General features: G+C 49.1%; 15 protein-coding genes and 1 riboswitch. Of the genes, 14 read left to right on the top strand and 1 reads right to left on the bottom strand.

Features of this window, described 5'->3' with window-relative positions; all coding sequences use genetic code 11:
• Window positions 1-22: 22 nt before the first annotated feature.
• Entirely contained in the window at window positions 23-574 is a 552-nt protein-coding gene (locus tag KXJ70_RS04070; RefSeq protein ID WP_219042169.1) for a nuclear transport factor 2 family protein, read from the bottom strand.
• 368 nt (window positions 575-942) lie between these two features.
• On the opposite strand from KXJ70_RS04070, the gene KXJ70_RS04065 reads away from it, so the two are divergent.
• The 14 genes from KXJ70_RS04065 to KXJ70_RS04000 all read left to right on the top strand — a co-directional run bounded on the left by KXJ70_RS04065 (window position 943) and on the right by KXJ70_RS04000 (window position 17,965).
• Window positions 943-1,917, top strand: a complete 975-nt coding sequence (locus tag KXJ70_RS04065) for a Rieske 2Fe-2S domain-containing protein (RefSeq protein WP_219042168.1) — start codon at window positions 943-945, stop codon at window positions 1,915-1,917.
• Window positions 1,918-1,983: 66 nt separating this feature from the next.
• The gene (locus KXJ70_RS04060; protein WP_219042167.1) at window positions 1,984-2,754 is read left to right on the top strand and encodes an acetoacetate decarboxylase family protein; all 771 of its coding nucleotides are present in this window, start codon (window positions 1,984-1,986) and stop codon (window positions 2,752-2,754) included.
• 285 nt (window positions 2,755-3,039) lie between these two features.
• A complete protein-coding gene (locus tag KXJ70_RS19530) occupies window positions 3,040-4,317 on the top strand; it encodes a c-type cytochrome (RefSeq protein ID WP_219042166.1) in 1,278 nt (425 codons plus the stop codon).
• Window positions 4,318-4,328: 11 nt separating this feature from the next.
• Window positions 4,329-5,492: a hypothetical protein gene (locus KXJ70_RS04050; RefSeq protein WP_219042165.1), complete on the top strand. Its 1,164-nt coding sequence runs from the start codon at window positions 4,329-4,331 to the stop codon at window positions 5,490-5,492.
• Window positions 5,482-7,137, top strand: a complete 1,656-nt coding sequence (locus KXJ70_RS04045; RefSeq protein WP_219042164.1) for a DUF1592 domain-containing protein — start codon at window positions 5,482-5,484, stop codon at window positions 7,135-7,137. The genes KXJ70_RS04050 and KXJ70_RS04045 overlap by 11 nt, the downstream gene beginning before the upstream one ends.
• 5 nt (window positions 7,138-7,142) lie before the next feature.
• A complete protein-coding gene (locus KXJ70_RS04040) occupies window positions 7,143-8,471 on the top strand; it encodes a DUF1552 domain-containing protein (RefSeq protein ID WP_219042163.1) in 1,329 nt (442 codons plus the stop codon).
• Between the two features lie 66 nt (window positions 8,472-8,537).
• Complete coding sequence (locus KXJ70_RS04035) at window positions 8,538-9,191, top strand: response regulator transcription factor (protein WP_219042162.1); 654 nt, start codon at window positions 8,538-8,540, stop codon at window positions 9,189-9,191.
• Window positions 9,191-10,570, top strand: coding sequence for an ATP-binding protein (locus KXJ70_RS04030; RefSeq protein WP_219042161.1), 1,380 nt, complete (start codon window positions 9,191-9,193; stop codon window positions 10,568-10,570). Before KXJ70_RS04035 ends, KXJ70_RS04030 begins: the two co-directional genes overlap by 1 nt.
• Window positions 10,571-10,960: 390 nt before the next feature.
• Entirely contained in the window at window positions 10,961-13,402 is a 2,442-nt protein-coding gene (locus tag KXJ70_RS04025) for a TonB-dependent receptor (RefSeq protein WP_219042160.1), read from the top strand.
• A 261-nt stretch (window positions 13,403-13,663) separates the two neighbouring features.
• A riboswitch (guanidine-I (ykkC/yxkD leader) is annotated at window positions 13,664-13,791 on the top strand.
• Between the two features lie 61 nt (window positions 13,792-13,852).
• Complete coding sequence (locus KXJ70_RS04020; protein ID WP_219043073.1) at window positions 13,853-14,896, top strand: putative urea ABC transporter substrate-binding protein; 1,044 nt, start codon at window positions 13,853-13,855, stop codon at window positions 14,894-14,896.
• A 102-nt stretch (window positions 14,897-14,998) separates the two neighbouring features.
• On the top strand, window positions 14,999-15,823 hold the full coding sequence (locus KXJ70_RS04015; protein WP_219042159.1) for an ABC transporter permease: 825 nt from the start codon (window positions 14,999-15,001) through the stop codon (window positions 15,821-15,823).
• Window positions 15,820-16,596, top strand: a complete 777-nt coding sequence (locus KXJ70_RS04010) for an ABC transporter ATP-binding protein (RefSeq protein WP_219042158.1) — start codon at window positions 15,820-15,822, stop codon at window positions 16,594-16,596. Before KXJ70_RS04015 ends, KXJ70_RS04010 begins: the two co-directional genes overlap by 4 nt.
• A gap of 1 nt (window position 16,597) precedes the next feature.
• Window positions 16,598-17,308 carry an urea amidolyase associated protein UAAP1 gene (locus tag KXJ70_RS04005; RefSeq protein WP_219042157.1) on the top strand — a complete coding sequence of 237 codons (711 nt, stop codon included), beginning with the start codon at window positions 16,598-16,600 and terminating at the stop codon, window positions 17,306-17,308.
• A 15-nt stretch (window positions 17,309-17,323) separates the two neighbouring features.
• Window positions 17,324-17,965 (top strand): urea amidolyase associated protein UAAP2, encoded by a 642-nt coding sequence (locus tag KXJ70_RS04000; protein WP_219042156.1) that lies wholly within the window; start codon window positions 17,324-17,326, stop codon window positions 17,963-17,965.
• Window positions 17,966-18,031 lie beyond the last annotated feature (66 nt).

The raw sequence follows: 18,031 nt of genomic DNA, 5'->3' as shown, positions 1-18,031 counted from the left end.
GAATGATGAAAGCGCTATGGTTTTAAGGTGTTTGCCGCTTAATGAGTTTAAAAAACGTGTAGGAAGGGTCATCGGCCCCGGGGCAGCCGATATGAGAGCCAGCGACAAAAGGATGCTCTAGGTTGACGATGCTAGGGTCTTGGATATTTACCCAGTCTGCCACCACTACGCGGTGAGAGAATTTCCATTCGCCATCCCGCTTTTCGTACTTGTCAAAATAGCGACCACCTATCAACACGTCGATACTGCCGTCCGGCCCCGCTGCTTTGTGGAACGCTAGAATGTAGACTTCGCCCTCCGCGTAGTCGCCATCAATCTCGATATTTACGGTGGTTACATTGTGGTGAAGTATTTCCATGGGCGCCTGAATGTCAGGCAGTTTGTCGATAAAGTCGGTCGCCAGCCCCTTGAAGAAAGCCCCGTGATCGTCAAGGGCGTCAGCATGGTAGAGCGCTCGCATCGCATCGTGGTCATGCCTGTCAGCTGCTTGGCAATACCGATTAAGCAACTCCAATATTTCCTGTTTATCGATGAAATAGTGAAGTCGTTCGTCTGTTGATTTTGTCATTTTCATTATTTCACTTTATCGGAGGTGTTTTCATTACGGCATCGTCTATAAGCACTAGTACTCCTTCAATATCGTGTTGCGGAGTACTTCAAGACCTCTTAATTTCGTCGTAGATAGTTTGTCGTGCTTGCGATATGAGATCACGGTGGGTGAAAAGTGCTCGCTTGCTTTGCGTTGTTTAGTTTTGGACGATTAACGGCTAAGCAACGTGCGATTCGAGCTAATTTGATCGCTCATTTGCTCAGTGAATGATCTTTCATGTGCCTATTTGTAATCTCTACTTGACCTACAAAGGGAAACCTTATACTTTTTTTACACTATGGTTACCTTTTTTATGGTCATGCTATTCGGTAGGGCCGGTGTGGGAGAAAAGTATGGGTACGCGTTATGACAAACCAATCCCATTTGGGTGGTTTGCGATTGAATATACATCGCAATTACAGATTGGCGATGTAAAACCGCTGCGCTATTTCGGCCGGGATCTGGTGCTGTTTCGCACTGAATCTGGGGTGGCGTCGTTGCTCAATGGCCACTGCCCGCATTTGGGCGCGCATCTCGGTCATGGTGGCGTGGTAAAAGGCGAGAGTATTAGCTGTCCCTTCCACGCCTGGGAATACAACGGCGAGGGCTTTTGTACCAAAGTCCCTTACGCGAAGAATATGCCACCCAAGTTTGACGGTAAGCAGGCCATCGTCCGCTATCCGGTCGTGGAATGTAACCAAATGATTTGGGCGTGGTATCACCCCGAAGGGATTGAGCCGCTGTGGGAGGTTGAACCCCATCCTGAGCTGCACTCCGCCGAGTGGACGCCGATGGATGTCTACGACTGGAAATTCAATTCGATTATTCAGGAAACTGGCGAAAACGCGGTGGACATTGCCCACTTTGTCACTGTGCATTCCTCACCCGAAATGCCGGTGGGTGAAGTCACCATCTCTGGCTATCAGCGCAGCACAGTGATGGACAGTTTAACCGAGGCCATTGATGAGTTCGGCAATATTGACCGCAGTGGTGAAAACTTTGATATGGGCCGTTTGGTAACCTCGTCATATGGGCCGGGGCAGACCTATCAAAAATTCTCGCGCTTATTTGAAATCGTCATGATGGGTACCGTCACCCCCATTGATGATCAGAGTATGCACATGCGCTTTAGCTTCAGTATGCCTAAGCAGCAGTCAGATGAGCACAAGCTATACGCCAATGCCTTCCGCGATGAGATCGTGCATCAGGTGGAGCAGGATATCCCGATTTGGGAAAACAAAGTCTATTTAGACGACCCAACACTGTGTGATGGCGACGGCCCCATCGCCAAGTATCGTAAATGGTTTCAACAGTTCTATGTTGCTTAACGGCAGGCTGTGAATAGCAGAATAAAAACCTGAATCTTAAATGCTAATAATAATGAGGAAATGATGATGACAAATGCGACTAAGCCAGTGGGCGTGCCGGGCGATATTTTGAATTGGCCAATGCTGAAAATAAGTTACCTCACTGACCCCGCCAGTATCGCCGCTTTATTGCCGCCCGGTATCACGCCGGGTAAAACACCGAAGGTGACCTTAACCATTTACAATTTTCCGGTGCTCAATGAGCCTGAGTATGGCTGCGTGGTAAATATCGATGCCAATTACAACGGTATTGAAGGTGAGTATACCTTGGGTATTGCCATTGATCAGGAGGCTGCCATTTACGGTAGTCACGAGCGCTGGGGACAGCCAAAGTATTACGGCGAAACCAAGTATTTTCGTTTAATGGATTACATCAGTGCCAGCGTGACCCATCGCGGTTACACCTTTTTAGAATACAGCGGCCAAGTTACCGGCGAAGGCGACATTCCGCCTGAGTTTGAAACCAATGAATGGTGGATTAAGTGCCTGCGCGGTGTCGATATGGCGTCGACTGACTATGACTTCCCTCCTCATGTGGTGCGTGTATACAGTAAGTATGGCACCGCCTATGTGGAGAAGTTGAGCGGTAAACTTACCCTTAACGACAGCCCTTGGGACCCGGTGGCAAGTAAGCTACCAGTGCGCAGCGAGCCCGAAGCTCATCTGTGGACGCCGATATTTTTAGATCGTCGTATCACCCTCGAAGGGCCGCTAGATCCAGACGGATTCCAGCCCTTTGCCGACACCATCGGCGGCTCTCGTTGGCCGGGTGAGTTTGGCGCGCCTAAGAAAGGCTAGGGTCGTGAGTAGCGGGCGACTTGTCGTGTGAAAGTTGCCCGCTTTCACTCTCGGTATTTTCAGCACCACTTTTCATTTAACAAGCTTGGGAGGCGGCGTCTAAGGTCGATCCTTATAGTGTTCAGGTTCTGATAGTATTGTGCCGCCAATAACATCGTCTAATGCATTGATTTCTCTTAACTAGTCACTTTATCTCCCCTCGGCATTTTTCTTCTCTTCATTTCAGGTTCAATTCAGCCCTGTGCGGTTTCATGCCACTATCCCGAGGTAGTTGGATGTGCAGGTGTGGAATCAAAAACTAATAAATATATTGCGCTGGTCGCGCTCGGTGCTTTTGTTCTTCTCGTCATTGTTCTTGCTGCGGTGTACGTATTGGACCGTGATTATCCCGAGCCCAGGGCTCTTGACGCGCTGAATGCATCGCTTGAACAAGGTGAGTACTTAGCGCGTGCGGGAAACTGCTATGCCTGTCACACCAGTGATGAGCGTCAGCCCTTTGCGGGTGGTGTGGCGTTTAAAACCGATTTCGGAACGCTCTATTCGACAAATATTACCCCCGACCCTGAAACCGGTTTGGGCAAGTGGCAGTTTGGCGATTTTTATCGAGCCATGAAATATGGTGTCGGCCGGATGGGGCAGCATCTTTATCCCGCTTTTCCTTATACCGACTTTGCCAAATTGACAGACGACGACATCGCGTCTTTGTTTTTGTTTGTACAAGAGTTAAAGCCCATTTCAGCCACCGCCAAAGCGAATGAGCTTCGTTTTCCCTATAACCAGCGATTATTGCTAGCCGGATGGAAGTGGCTATTTCACGACGCTCAGACTTTTGAGCCAAACATGGATTCGTCCGAGGAGTGGAATCGCGGTGCCTATCTCGTTGAGGGACCGGGTCACTGCGGCGCATGCCACACACCGCGCAATGTATTGGGCGCTGAAAAAGAAGCGTGGGCCTTGAGTGGTGGTATTCAAGAAGATAAAACAAAGCTGGGGCATTACCGGCGTTGGTCAGCGGTCAATTTAACCAGCGCAGATACCGGGCTTGCTAGCTGGAGCAAGACTGATATTGCGGCGTTTCTCAAAACTGGCAAGAACCCGCTGGCAATAGTGCATGGGCCAATGCGTGAGGTTGTGATGCACTCAAGCAGTTATCTTTCGGAGCAAGATTTACTGGCAATGGCGGAGTATATAAAAAGTTTACCTGCTAAATCACCGCCAAGTGGCAGTGAAGGCACGGCTGAACAATTGGCAGAAGGGGAAATTGTTTATACGGTGCATTGTGGTTCATGCCACTTGCCAACGGGGCTTGGAAGCGAAGGCTTAGGGGTAACACTGCACCAAAACCCCATTGTGCAGGCGGCGGATCCCGCATCACTGATTAACGTCATTCTCTATGGTCCGCACCTACCTGGGCCGCCGTTCTCTGTAGATAGAAGCCCGATGAAAATGTTTGGTAAGCGTCTGTCCGATGTCGATATTGCCGCTGTCAGCACGTATTTGAGGGCAAATTTTAATAATAGGGCCGGCGCTGTTTCTCCAGAGCAAGTCAAAGTGCAACGCTGAGGAATAATTAGATGAATAAGACCTTTATATTTATTTTATCGCTGTGCGCACCACTTACCTGGGCTGATGCCGCTATTCAGAACGGCACACTGGGATTTGTGGTTTCTGAATTTGCCTATGCACTAGGACCCGATGCAGAGGAGACGGGCGCCTGCCCCGATGGGCTTGCCCGCAATTTGCAGGAGATCTACATATTGGAATCCGGTGCAAAACGGCGCCAGAATGAGTCTGAGGCGAAGTTTGAAAAGCGCTTGCAGGCAGCAGCTAAAGCACTAGGTACTGCAGAAAATGGTCAAGACCTATGTCAAAACCCGGAGGCTGGGAGTCCTGACCCGTACTTTAAAACTGTTCAGGGTTCAGGCTTTGTCGTCGAGGGTATTGATTTAGATGGTAAAAATAGTCCCGAGGACTTCAATGACCAGGCCGGCAGCAACGGCGTAGATAATCAGTTTTATCGCACTGTGGGTTGTAGCCGTTCCTTCCAGTCTACCGGGCAGTCTAATGGCTTTAAAATTGAAATGTTAGCTGGATCTTGGGGCATCGTATTTGAACTGAGCAACGTCGATGATATTTACAACGATGAGCATGTCGACGTAACAATCTCTGCGAATGCAGACCCGATCCAGCTCAGTGCCGCGCGTGTGCCATTGGCATTTGCGACATACGCAAAAGATCAAAGCGCTGATTTTCGAGGAAGCACTACGGGGCGAATTGTGGCGGGTGTGCTGACCACAGATCCGGTGGATGTTCGTTTTCACAGCGTGGTGAACAGCATGAAGCTTGAGCGGCCGTTATTGGATGCTCGCCTGCAAGCTAGCTTCAGCGACGACGGCAGCCTTACTGGTATTTTGGCTGGCTATACCCCTGTGGAAGCGCTGTACGATGTTCAGTACGGTTACCGAAACGCTATGGCGGTTGACGGCCAATTGGCGCCCTTAGCGCTTCGTCAAGGCTCTGCAAACGGTGCTGCGCATGTTTTAGGGCACACTTGTCATGGTGTATATCACGCGCTTTATAAAAACGCCGACGCACGACCAGATCCGCAGACAGGTAAGTTTACGGCTATCTCCACCCAATATCGGTTTAGCGCTATTCCCGCCTTCATCGTCGACATTGAAACCGAAAGTGCAAATTCCGGTTTGAAACAATCCAGGGAGTACGGCAGTGATTACTAAGCGACTCTTTATTATTCCTTTTGTGCTTCTTTCTGTCATATCTGGCTGTGGCGATTACGGCAGTCGAGATGCACTATCAGAACCAGAGCCGGTCGGTGGTCCGCCACTACTTAGGCGCTTAACGGATTCCCAGTATCACGCTACCGTTGCAGATATTTTCGGCAGCGATGTACCGGTGGTGGCCCGTTTTGGCCGAGCATTGCGAAGCGATGGTTTAATTTCGGTCGGCACGGGTGAGGCGGGCATATCACCATTTAGCTTGGAGCAATATGACTCGGCCGCCAGAGGCGTTGCCGATTATATTTTGGCGGCCGAGAGGCGCGACAAATATCTAAGTTGTGCACCGGAGAATGTGAGTGAATTTGACGAAAACTGCGCTACTGATTTTGTAAAAAAATACGGTGAAAAATTATTTAGACGGCCATTGAGCGATGCGCAGATAGCGCGTTATGTCGATGCCGTAAAGCAGGGAAGTGCGCATCTAGGTGATTTTTATGCCGGCTTGAAATACGGTTTGGTCGGATTAATGACGGCGCCGGAATTTACGTTTCGAATTGAACGTGTAGATCAGGATAGCAACGGTGTAAGGCAGTTGGATGCGTATTCAAAAGCCACTCGATTGAGTTACTTTTTAACGAACTCTACCCCTGACCAAGAGCTGTTACGGGCAGCCAAAGATGGCGAGCTAGATACGCCAAGTGGTGTAGAAGTGCAGGTCAGACGTCTGCAGTCCTCAGACAAGTTTGAGTTGGCCGTGCGCGCATTCTTCACTGATATGCTCGAGTTTGATCTTTTTGACGATCTAGCGAAAGATAGTGAAATTTATCCCGCGTTTAATTCAAAAGTGGCAGCCGATGCGCAGGAGCAAACTCTGCGCACAATCACTTATCAATTGCTTGAACGACACGGCGATTACCGAGATTTATTTACTACCCGAGAGACGTTTTTAACGCGGGCCTTGGGCGTTGTCTACCGTCTTCCAGTGCCGTCGCGGAGCGGATGGGAAAAGACCGAATTCCCTATTGAAAGCGGCCGAGCGGGAATTCAAACTCACGTTTCGTTTCTTGGTTTGCACTCACACCCTGGTCGCTCATCCCCTACCTTAAGAGGTGCAGCGATTCGCGAAGTGTTTCTTTGCCAAGAGGTACCTGATCCACCGCCAGACGTCGACTTCAGTGCCATAGATGACCCTGAGGGTAATCCTATGCCTACTGCCCGCGATCGTCTATGGGCTCACAATAGCCAAGCAGCCTGCGCCGGATGCCATAAAATTATGGATCCACCGGGCTTTGCTTTGGAGAATTTTGATGGCTTGGGAAGTTGGCGTCAACTTGAAAACGGTGCAGAAATTGATGCCAGTGGTTCTCTTGATGGTTTGGATTTCTCGAAACCATCCGAGTTTGGTGTCGCCTTGAGTCAGCATTCTGAAACGCCGCGTTGTCTAGCTGAAAAGATGTATCGCTTTGCTGTGGGAAGAGACACGGTGTGGTACGAACGCAGCTATATGGATTATCTGATTGCGAAATTTGAAGAGCACAATTATCGCGTCCCTGAATTGATGCGAACTATTGCACTGAGCAAAAATTTCTTCGCTATTGCAGCCCATCAAGAACACATTGCGGAACTAGCAGACAGATCGGAGTAATGAAAATGGCTAAGTTATCTAGACGTAGTTTTTTGCGTGGCAGTCTTCAAGGTGCGATGGTCGGTATGGGCCTGCCATTGCTAAATTGCTTTCTCAATGATTCCGGCAAGGCTATGGCGGCCACAGGGCAAAGAATTCCGGTGCGATTTGGGACATGGATTTGGGGATGTGGTCATATTCCAGAGCTATGGGTGCCTGAGCAAACGGGGAGAGAATACGTTATGCCGGCCCACTTGCAGCCTATCGAGCGCTATCGAGAAAAGCTTGCGCTGCTAAGTGGTTTTGATGTCAAACTCGACGGTGTACCGAATAAACCGCATGTGACAGGATGTTTCGGATTGCGCACCGGTATTCCGGTGCCAGACCGTCAAGTGAAGGCGCCAACCTTTGATGTGCTTATTGCTGATGCGATTGCCGATACGCGTTTTAGATCGGTAGAAGTGTGTTCGGCGGGTATACAGCGATCGTATTCTTATCGGGACGCGGGTTCGCCGAACCCCAGTGAAACCTCGCCCTTAGCGTTGTATCAACGCCTATTTGGCGAGGGCTTCCAAAACCCGAACAATGCGACGTTTACACCGGATCCTAACTATATGGTGCACAAAAGTGTGCTCTCAGCCGTGCAGGAAGAGCGTCAGGCCTTGATGCGGGCAGTCGGAGCGGAAGACCGTCAGCGATTGGATGAATACTTCACCTCGGTTCGCGAGTTGGAGCAAAAACTGGCGCTGCAATTACAACCCCCTGCGCCGGTGCAAAATTTTCTCCTACCAAATTCGCCCAATGAAGCTGCGGTTGATTCGGAAATCTCGAATGTATTGGAAAACCATCGCATTATGGCTGGTCTGTTGGCGCGGGCTCTGCAGTGTAATCAGACCAAAGTCTTTAATGTTTTATTTTCAGACACCGCATCTAATTTGCGGCGCCCCGGGGTGAGTTCAACCCATCACACCCTAACTCACGAAGAGCCGGTAGATCCGAAGCTTGGCCATCAGCGAGAAGTGGCGTGGTTTGCACAGCAGAGTATGCTGGCTTGGCGTGATTTCCTTGACGCCATAGATGGCATTCCAGAGGGCGATGGCACGCTGCTAGACAATTGCTTGGTACTTGCGCATTCGGATTGCTCAATCGCTAAATCCCATGCAGTTGAAGGTATTCCCGCCATGATTGCAGGGGCTGCCGGCGGCCGTATACGCACGGGCTTTCATTTAGCGGGGAACGCAGATCCGATTACGCGTATTGGCCTAACAGTGCAGCAGGCGATGGGTTTGCCAGTGGCGAGCTGGGGTGGCTTATCGATGGAGACAAATCGTACCATAACGGAATTGTTGGTCTGAGACGTACTTGGTGAAAGTGTTGTAAATAGGGCTATCATGACGGTATAGACTTGGTGGGAGAGGGCGGTGCGAATACTGCTAGTTGAAGACGATGAAATGCTTGGCGACTCGGTAAAAGGCGCGCTATCTGCAGAGGGCTATGCGGTAGATTGGTTTACTGATGGCAGTCTTGTGTTATCGACCTTGAAAACCGGTAGCCACGATTTACTTATTTTGGATGTGCGACTGCCGGGTAAATCCGGTATAGACGTGCTTGTTTCTCTGCGTGCGGAAGAACTACAAACGCCTGTTTTGTTGTTAACTGCTTGCGATGCCATTGACGATAAAGTAAAGGGCTTGGATGCCGGCGCCGACGATTACCTGACTAAGCCTTTTGAAATGGATGAGTTGTTTGCCAGAGTGAGATCACTCTTGCGACGCGGTGGAAGTAAAGTACCTACCTTAAAGGCAGAGGGAATTGAGGTTGATCCCGCGAGCCATTCAGTGATGTATTTGGGGCAGAAAGTTGACGATTTAACCGCCAAAGAATTTGCAGTGCTGGAATTGTTGTTGCGTAATCGCGGTCGTTTTATGACGAAGGCGCGCTTACTTGAGTGCAGCAATAATTGGGGCGAGGAAGTCGAATCTAATACCATAGAAGTGTATATATCTCGGTTGCGAAAACGTTTTGGTCGCGAGCGAATAGAAACAATGCGCGGTGTTGGATATCGGTTTCGCTGATGGCTATTTCACTGCGTCGTCGCCTACTCACTATATTGCTCAGTTTGATTCTATTGATCTGGCTATTTGCTGTTGTGCTCACGGTGTTGCACTCTCGTAGCGTGGTGCTCAAACAAATTGATGAGCGCCTAATACGCTACGCGGATATGGGGCAGCACACGATAGAGGCGGTGCTAGGTGACCCACAAGTACGACATTATTTTCAAAACAGAGCGACTCATTCTGAGAGCAATCCCTTTGCGAGGATGACAGGATTCAATGAGGGGCAGGAGCAGGTAATAAACCTGTGGTTTGGCGAAAGTAATATTCAGCTGAGTGAAAACTCTCAACGATTACCCAAACCGGAAAGCACGGGTTTAATAACTAAAATAGTGGCCCGCGATGATGACAGTTCGGAGTGGCGTATCATTTACCGTCATCTTCCAGCGTTTAATGTCTGGCTGGCTGTGGGGGTGGATTTAGAACATGCAAGAAGGAATGGCGCGGCTACTTTCTGGCAAATAGTGCTACCGCTTTTAATTGCAATGCCATTAACGGCGGGATTTTTAATTGTCGGTGTAGAGCGCGGTTTGGCGCCACTACAAGTTTTGGCGGAAGATATCGCCGCGCGTAACCCGCATGCAATGACACCACTCAATATCGACGATATTCCGAGAGAACTCCGTCCGGTCGTAAACGCGTTAAACGGCTTATTAGAGCGTTTGGAAAGAGCGCTCGCCAGCGAAAGCCGGTTTACCGCTAACGCCGCTCACGAACTGCAAACACCATTGTCCGCAATTAAGGCCGAGGTGCAGCGCTGCCTTCGACTTGAGACCGATACTGCCACGCGCAGTATGTTGCATGGCATAGAAACCCGTGTGCGTCGCTCGGCAGATACAGTGCAGCAATTATTGACCTTGGCGCGCCTTGATCCCGACCAAGAATTTAAACGCAATCACTTCGATGTAAGTGAACTCCTGCTCGATGTGATTGCTGATATGGGAGGCATCGCCCACGACCGTGACTTAGAGCTGGATATGGATTTTGCGCCAGCGATTAGCTTGACGGGCAATGCGGAGTGGATGCGGGTGTTATTGCGTAATTTAATAGCCAATGCCTTTAAGTACGCAGATGCAGGAAGTGTGGTGGGAATCGCCATAAAGCAATCTGAAAGCGATGTTGAATTGGTGATCGAAAATGCATGTTCGCCGCTGCCTTCCGATGTGTATCAACGATTGAGCGAGCGCTTCTTTCGTCCCGCTGGTCAGCGCGCTAATGGTGTTGGCTTAGGTCTGTCGATTGTGCAGCGTATTGCAGAGCTTCACGATGCCTCCGTTCAGCTGGGGGCGGTTAGTGAGCGAGGTGGATTTAGAGTTATGGTCAACTGGCCTATAGGCTGAAAAGCAATCGTGATTAGTGCCGCCATGTTACAACGTGTACCGTCGTCTTTTTCCCTGGCCTCGCCAATCGCTTTTGCCGCAGTGCAAATTAGATATCGATTGCTAAAACTCTCGTAATCGCTATGTGCACATTCCGCTGCTTTAATTAGGTTTGCGCTTATTTTTAACTGAAGTATTACAGAATTTTAACCCATTTCAGGTTCGATTCAGTTTTCTACTCTTTACTGTGAGCTGCCGTAGTAGTTGGGCAGCTGTTGTAAGCGGATGTTTTGAATCGGTTGGAGTTTTCTGATTGAGCCAAAATTGATGTCACCAAGTGACGGAGTACATCCGTATGTAGCGAGCAGCTAAATAATAATTGACGACATTGTGTCGCACGGAGTAGAAGAGATGCGAAAGCTGAAGAGTTTATTTTTGCAGCCCATGCAAAAAGGCCAGATTGACAAATTAACATTTATTGCATTAACACCACTTTTAATCTTAGGCGGAAATTCAGTATTCTCGCAAGAAAATACCGGTGTGAAATCTGTTAAGAATGTAGAAATCGAAGAAGTGTATGTCACCGCAAGAAGAAAGTCTGAAACTGCTCAAGATGTCCCATTGTCAGTGAATGCGGTGTCATCAGAAACGTTGCAACAGTTAAACGTAAGAAAGCTTGAAGATCTATCTTCGATAGTTGCTGGCTTGACGTTACAGGAAGATTCTATTGCTCCGAATGCGTCTGTGCGTGGGGTGCGGTTTGATACCTTCGCCAGTGGCTTTGATCCCACCGTTGAGTTTTACTTGAATGACGCACCAATAAACTCGTTAGCAGCTATGCAAGCTACCTTTGATATTGGTCAGATTGAAGTTCTGCGTGGACCTCAGGGCACGCTTCGTGGGCGCGCATCTCCGTCGGGTGCAATCACTATACAAACTGAACGGCCTGATATGCAGGCGTTTGGTGGCTACATTGATAGTACAGTAAATAATATCGGAGGTCGCAACGGACGTTTTGCGGTGAATCAGCCAATAATTGAAGATGTACTCGCACTTCGGATTGCTGGCTTCTATGAACAGAATGACGATAACCGCGTCGATAGTATCAACAGTAATAAGTCGTCTGAATACGAAGGTAAGGGCTATCGTTTCTCTCTTCGCTATTCTCCTGTCGATACCTTAGAAATGAATCTGATGTATCAGCGGATTACCCCGGACCGATTAAGTTTTACCCAAGTTGAATCTGCAAATTATGAAGATGCTACGATAGCGGCACCAGCGCAGGGCGATTTTAGCGCCAGCGATAGAAAAGCGGTGAGTGATATTGGTCAAAAATCAGAGCAGGATATTGAGCGTGCTGGATTAGAGGTAGAGTGGGAAAATGCGGGACTTCGCTGGAATTATGTTGGCGCGTTAACCAATATGAACATCGATCGAAAAGACGTAGGTGATACTGGTGATGTGTTTTTCGGTCCGGGATCAGATCCTCGCTTGTCTAATGTAGGTCAAGAACTAGAGACCGATACCTCAGGTTTTACCCACGAATTGAGAGTCTCTTCAGCTGAATTAATCAATGATGCGTTTGATTATGTTGCCGGTATCTTGTACCAGAAAAATAATCCCGATACAGATTTGATCCAGCAAACTTCTGTATTTCTTCCCGCATTTGCAGGTGGCGGCTTGGCTGTGGTGAACGGAACGCCGGTAGAGCGTAGAAGGGAATCGGTAGAAAAATCGCTGTTCGCCAATTTCACCTGGAAGTTTAATGATGCCACCGAGCTATCTGCAGGATGGCGGTACATCAGCTATCACGATGAGGATTCCACAAAGGTGTCTGGGCGTATAATTGCGACGCGTGATGAAGACTGGAATGAGTTTATATACTTAATTTCGGCGAAGTACTATGTGACCGAAGACGTCATGAGTTATGTCACTGTGGGTAACTCCTGGCGCCCAGGTGTTAGCGCGGTTGGAAACTTTAGCTTTGCGCGTAGTGACCTAGAGAACAGTTTTATTACGCTAGACCCTGAAGAGTCAGAATCGATTGAGATTGGTGTTAAGTCTTCGTCAATGGATGATCGTTTGCAGCTGAATGTGGCTGCGTTTTATCAAACGTTTGATAACTATCCCTATCGCTCAGGCGGTAGTGGAGTTAACTATGTGTCTACCGATTCAAATGGTGTGCGTTCAGTAGAGCAATTCAATTTTGTTGCCGCGGTGCCAGTCAATGTCTACGGCTTGGAGGTGGAATCTCGTTATCAAGTGACTCCTAACTGGAATGTTGGCGCCTTGATGAGTTACGCAAAAGGGGAAATCGACAACGGTCTAATTCCTTGTAATGACTATGCTCCTGTTGACGGACGCCCTGATTCTGGCGCTACCGCCCCGACGGTTGCCGATATTGATACGGCAACGGGTAATCAAAACGTAGGGTCTTGTAATGTTAGTTACTCCTCTAATTTTGCCCCAGATTGGACGACAACGTTAACTACATCATATAGCTATGATGTAGCTGGAAAAGAAGTATTTGTTCGAGGTCTGCTGACCATGTACGGTGCGTCGAAAAATGATCCCAGCAACGATATAGATGATGTAGGTAGATACGATATTCTGAATCTATATACCGGTGTCAGAGATCCAGAGGGTAAGTGGTCAGTTATGTTGTACGCTAAAAACGTATTCGACAAAGAAGTTGTGCTTTCACGTGAAATAGAGGCGGCCAATATTGGTGTCCAAGTACTTCAGCCCCCTACATTTCAAACGGCTGAAGGGGAAACACGCTCATCCACCTATCGTCAGATCAGTATGAACGCTGAACGAGAGATAGGAGTTAACTTTAGATACAATTTTTAAGGTAACGCAACCCTTTGCCGGGCCTTCAGTGCCCGGCATTTTTTTGTAAGTCTATTTTAGCAATGCTTCCTCAAGCTCAAGTTGTGATTTACTTTGGTGCGTGGTCTGATTTATTTTGGTGCGTTATTGAGGGCCGCGAATAAGGAGATTGCTTTGCTTCATTCTCGATCGCCGGTATAGCTGGATATGCGGGGCTTGGCACGAAACCTGTATTAGTGCTAATGTCCGCACTCTTGGTGACATTGGACGACCTACAATTTAGAAATGGAAAGCTAGGGTTCCGATCTCAGATAATTTGAGATGACTGGTCCGAGAGCTTTCGACCTTCGGCGATGCTAGCAGCTATGCTAAATCACAAGGTTACACGGCGGGACAAAAGCCCGGGAGACGATCGGCGATATTCGCCAGGAGTGCTCTATGAATCTGTGTAAAACCGCTGGAGGTTTACCTATGAAGCGAATTGCCGCTTTACTACTTACCCTGACGTTCTCGTCATTCTCTTCTGCTGCTACTGACAGCTTTAAAATCTGCTGGTCTATCTACGTGGGTTGGATGCCTTGGGGCTACGGCGCCGAGCAAAAGATCGTGGATAAATGGGCTAAAAAATACGATCTCGATATTGAGGTTGTGCAGATCAATGATTACATCGAATCCATTAACCAGTACACCACAGGCGAGTTTGCGGCCTGTGCCATGACCAATATGGACGCGCTAACCATTCCCGCTGCGGGCGGCGTGGATAGTACTGCGCTGATCGTGGGTGACTTCTCTAACGGCAACGACGGCGTGGTGTTGAAAGGTTATAAAGACCTAAAAGACATCAAAGGCCAGAAAGTTAATTTGGTCGAACTCAGTGTTTCTCATTACTTGCTGGCGCGCGGCTTAGAAAGCGTGGGTATGAGCGAGTCTGACGTCACTGTGGTAAACACATCTGACGCCGATATGGTCGCTGTCTTCCCAACTGCCGGCGTGACATCGGTAGCAACTTGGAATCCGCTGCTAAGCGAAATCATGAGTATGCCGGGTTCGAACAAAGTATTCGATTCCTCGCAAATTCCAGGCGAAATCATCGACTTGCTGGTGATTAACACCGATGTGCTAAAAGCCAATCCAAACCTAGGTAAGGCCTTAACCGGCGCGTGGTACGAAATTATGGCGACCATGAGTGACGCGGGTAAAGCTGGTATTGCTGCGCGGACCGCAATGGGTACGGCATCTGGCACCGATTTAGCTGGTTATGAATCGCAACTAGCGAGCACAAAAATGTTTTATACCCCAGCCAGTGCTGTTGAATTTACTAACAGCGCAGCGCTAAAAACCACCATGAAAAATGTTGCTGAGTTCTCCTTCGCCCACGGCCTTTTGGGTGACGGCGCGCCGGACGCGGGATTTATCGGTATCGAGACACCTGCCGGTGTATACGGCAATAGTGAAAATATTAAATTCCGCTTTGACCCGAGCTTTATGCAAATGGCCGCAGACGGTAAGTTGTAAGGCTGTAGAGCGCCATTTGTGCGGCGATGAGCGACGCAAAATCGCCGCACAAATGAGCAAAGCAGCTTACACAAGAATTACAGTCAACAAGGCAAGAAACCTATGAAGCGACTTATCAATTTTACACCCTCGAGAATATGGCGAATCGGCTTAGCTCTGCTGCCCTTCGCGGCAATTATTCTGCTGTATATTTCAGCGTCAGATGCGCGGCTGGCAGAAAACGCTGCCGATAAGTTGCTCCCTAGTTTCTCGCAAATGGGCGACGCTATTCAGCGTCTCGCATTTGAACCCAGTAAGCGCAGCGGCGATTACCTGTTTTGGCAGGATACCGTGAGTAGCCTCCGTCGCTTGGGTCTGGGCATGCTAATAGCAGCATCGCTGGGTATGTTCTTTGGATTAATGACGGGCGCATTGCCGGTTTTAAATGCCAGCTTCGCGCCCTTGCTTACCGTGGTGTCGCTGGTACCGCCGATGGCCCTTTTACCGGTTTTGTTTATTGTGTTTGGTTTGGGTGAAGTGTCAAAGGTGGCACTGATTGCCATTGGTGTTACACCTTTTATTGCCAGAGATATCCAAAAGCGAACCTTGGAAATTCCCCGAGAACAATTGGTTAAAGCCCAAACCCTGGGTGCCAATAGCGGACAAATTATCTTGCGGGTTTTGATTCCGCAATTGATGCCTAGGCTGATCGATGCAGTGCGCTTGTCACTTGGTTCTGCGTGGTTGTTCTTAATCGCAGCCGAAGCAATTGCCTCAACCGACGGTCTGGGCTATCGCGTGTTTCTAGTTCGCCGTTACTTGTCTATGGATGTCATTTTGCCCTACGTCGCGTGGGTCACTGTCTTGGCATTCACGATTGATTATTTACTCGCCCAACTGAGCCGTTTTGCCTTTCCCTGGCATGCGCAGCAGGAGGGCAAGTCATGATCGAGATTAAAAATATTTGGAAGCGCTATGGCGACAATGTCATTTTGGAAAACATTTCTGCCACGGTAAAAGAAGGTGAGTTTATTACCTTGGTCGGCGCGTCCGGCTGCGGGAAAAGCACTTTTTTGAAAATGCTGCTGGGTACAGAAACGCCGTCGCAGGGCAGTATTTTATTAGATGGCAAGCCGATACCGTCGGAGCCGGATGCAAATCGCGGTGTGGTTTTTCAGCAGTATTCGGTCTTTCCCCACTTAAGCGTTTTAGAAAATGTAGTAATCGCCCGTGTTTTTGAAAAAACACGCTTAGGTTTTTTATGGGGCGGGGCAAAAAGGGCTGCTCGTCAGGAGGCCGCTGAATTACTAAACATTGTCGGTCTAAGTCATATGCAACATAGCTTCCCCGATGAGTTGTCGGGCGGTATGCGACAGCGCTTGGCCATCGCGCAGGCCTTAATTTTAAAGCCTCGAATTTTACTATTAGACGAACCCTTTGGTGCGCTAGATCCGGGTATTCGTGCCGACATGCATGAGCTGGTATTGGATCTATGGCGCAAGCATAAGCTCACCGTCTTTATGGTGACCCACGACTTAAAAGAGGGTTTTCATTTGGGCACACGGCTGTGGGTATTTGATAAGCGTCGAGTGGATGCGCAGGCACCCAACGCCTACGGAGCGGGGATAACCTATGACCTGCCAGTGGGCGCTTGTGAGCAGGAATTACTCGATGAAATTGACCAGAGCCTGGCTGTAAAAAGTCAGGTGGAGCACGTTTAAAATGCAAAATTATCAAACCGAGTTGCCCGCCGGAGGGCATTGGTCATTTGAGGCGCGGCGCGGTACACAGCTTACCCTGCGCGATATCGATGGCGGCGGCAATGCCGGTATGTTGTTTTACAATCCACGAAATTTATTGGAGCGCTATAACGCGCCAGACACCTTGAAATGCCAGCACACCTTTAAGCTGACCAAAGGCCATTGCCTGTACTCAGATATGGGGCGGATTTTTGCCTCGGTGATTGCGGACGATCACGGTTGGCACGACACCGTCTGCGGTAATACCCACGCCAGCCATGTGGCTGATCGCTGGGGTGCGCGGGATTATCAAAATGATCGCAACGAGTGGCATCAAAATGGTTACGATGCATTCCTAACAGAGCTGGCTAAATACGGTTTAGGTGCTGCGGATATGGCGGCCAATATCAACTGGTTTAGCACGGTGATTACCGACGCCGAAGGCGATATGTCCCTGGCTTCGAATCCAAGTGAAGCGGGCAGCAGTGTCACCCTGCGTTTTGAAATGGATACTCTGGTTGTCGTTCACGCCTGTCCGCATCCACTTCGACATGATGCGCAGTATCCTCGCCACCGTATTGGTATTGAGTTGGGTCTCGCTGCGCCGATGACAGAAGACGATGTGTGCTTGAATCACTGTGATGAAAACCGTCGCGGTTTTAAAAACAACGCACTGTACTATTTAGGCAGCTGAGGGGAGGGCCGTAACATGATTAGAGAAAGTAGTTTGTTAGTAGACGACGCGGTGTTTCGCGAAGTGGTTTGGGCGGGGGATTACTATTTAGGTAAAGTTGATGCCGGCCAAACATTCCGTCTTCTCGATTTAGAGGGCAATCAGGCTGCCGATACCCTATTTTTTTGTGCGGACAATCCCGCTGAGCGATACAGCGCCACCGATACCATTCGCGAACAACACAATGTGTATTTGACGGCGGGCTCGCTGCTGCGCAGTAATGAAAATCGCGCCATGCTCGAGATTGTGGCCGACACCTGCGGTCGTCATGACACCCTCGGCGGCGCCTGTGCCACGGAGAGTAATAGCGTGCGTTACGATCTGGAAAAGCGCTGTATGCACGCGTGTCGAGATAGTTGGATGTTAGCGATCGCAGAGAAACCTGAATACGGTTTGAGCAAGCGCGACATAAGCCACAATATTAATTTCTTTATGAATGTGCCGGTGACCGAAGACGGAGGTTTGAGTTTTGCAGACGGTATTTCCGGTGCAGGTAAATACGTGGAGTTAAAGGCCTTGGTCGATGTATACGTATTAATTTCCAACTGCCCGCAGTTAAACAATCCCTGTAATGCCTACAATCCAACACCCATTGAATACCTGGTGTGGGATGCGTAAGGGAACCCTCAGACATCTGACTTCCGACGTCTGACTTTTGTAAATCATCTTCAGTGGACGGCCACT

It is taken from the genome of Zhongshania aquimaris, assembly GCF_019312595.1.
GTDB lineage: Bacteria > Pseudomonadota > Gammaproteobacteria > Pseudomonadales > Spongiibacteraceae > Spongiibacter > Spongiibacter aquimaris.
This window is presented reverse-complemented; position numbering and strand designations above follow the sequence as displayed.

What these genes read in the sequence shown, in the direction of transcription:
- KXJ70_RS04070 (WP_219042169.1), bottom strand. Translation starts at nt 574, where the DNA reads ATGAAAATGACAAAATCAACAGACGAACGACTTCACTATTTCATCGAT.
- KXJ70_RS04065 (WP_219042168.1), top strand. Translation starts at nt 943, where the DNA reads ATGGGTACGCGTTATGACAAACCAATCCCATTTGGGTGGTTTGCGATT.
- KXJ70_RS04060 (WP_219042167.1), top strand. Translation starts at nt 1,984, where the DNA reads ATGACAAATGCGACTAAGCCAGTGGGCGTGCCGGGCGATATTTTGAAT.
- KXJ70_RS04050 (WP_219042165.1), top strand. Translation starts at nt 4,329, where the DNA reads ATGAATAAGACCTTTATATTTATTTTATCGCTGTGCGCACCACTTACC.
- KXJ70_RS04040 (WP_219042163.1), top strand. Translation starts at nt 7,143, where the DNA reads ATGGCTAAGTTATCTAGACGTAGTTTTTTGCGTGGCAGTCTTCAAGGT.
- KXJ70_RS04030 (WP_219042161.1), top strand. Translation starts at nt 9,191, where the DNA reads ATGGCTATTTCACTGCGTCGTCGCCTACTCACTATATTGCTCAGTTTG.
- KXJ70_RS04025 (WP_219042160.1), top strand. Translation starts at nt 10,961, where the DNA reads ATGCGAAAGCTGAAGAGTTTATTTTTGCAGCCCATGCAAAAAGGCCAG.
- KXJ70_RS04020 (WP_219043073.1), top strand. Translation starts at nt 13,853, where the DNA reads ATGAAGCGAATTGCCGCTTTACTACTTACCCTGACGTTCTCGTCATTC.
- KXJ70_RS04015 (WP_219042159.1), top strand. Translation starts at nt 14,999, where the DNA reads ATGAAGCGACTTATCAATTTTACACCCTCGAGAATATGGCGAATCGGC.
- KXJ70_RS04010 (WP_219042158.1), top strand. Translation starts at nt 15,820, where the DNA reads ATGATCGAGATTAAAAATATTTGGAAGCGCTATGGCGACAATGTCATT.
- KXJ70_RS04005 (WP_219042157.1), top strand. Translation starts at nt 16,598, where the DNA reads ATGCAAAATTATCAAACCGAGTTGCCCGCCGGAGGGCATTGGTCATTT.
- KXJ70_RS04000 (WP_219042156.1), top strand. Translation starts at nt 17,324, where the DNA reads ATGATTAGAGAAAGTAGTTTGTTAGTAGACGACGCGGTGTTTCGCGAA.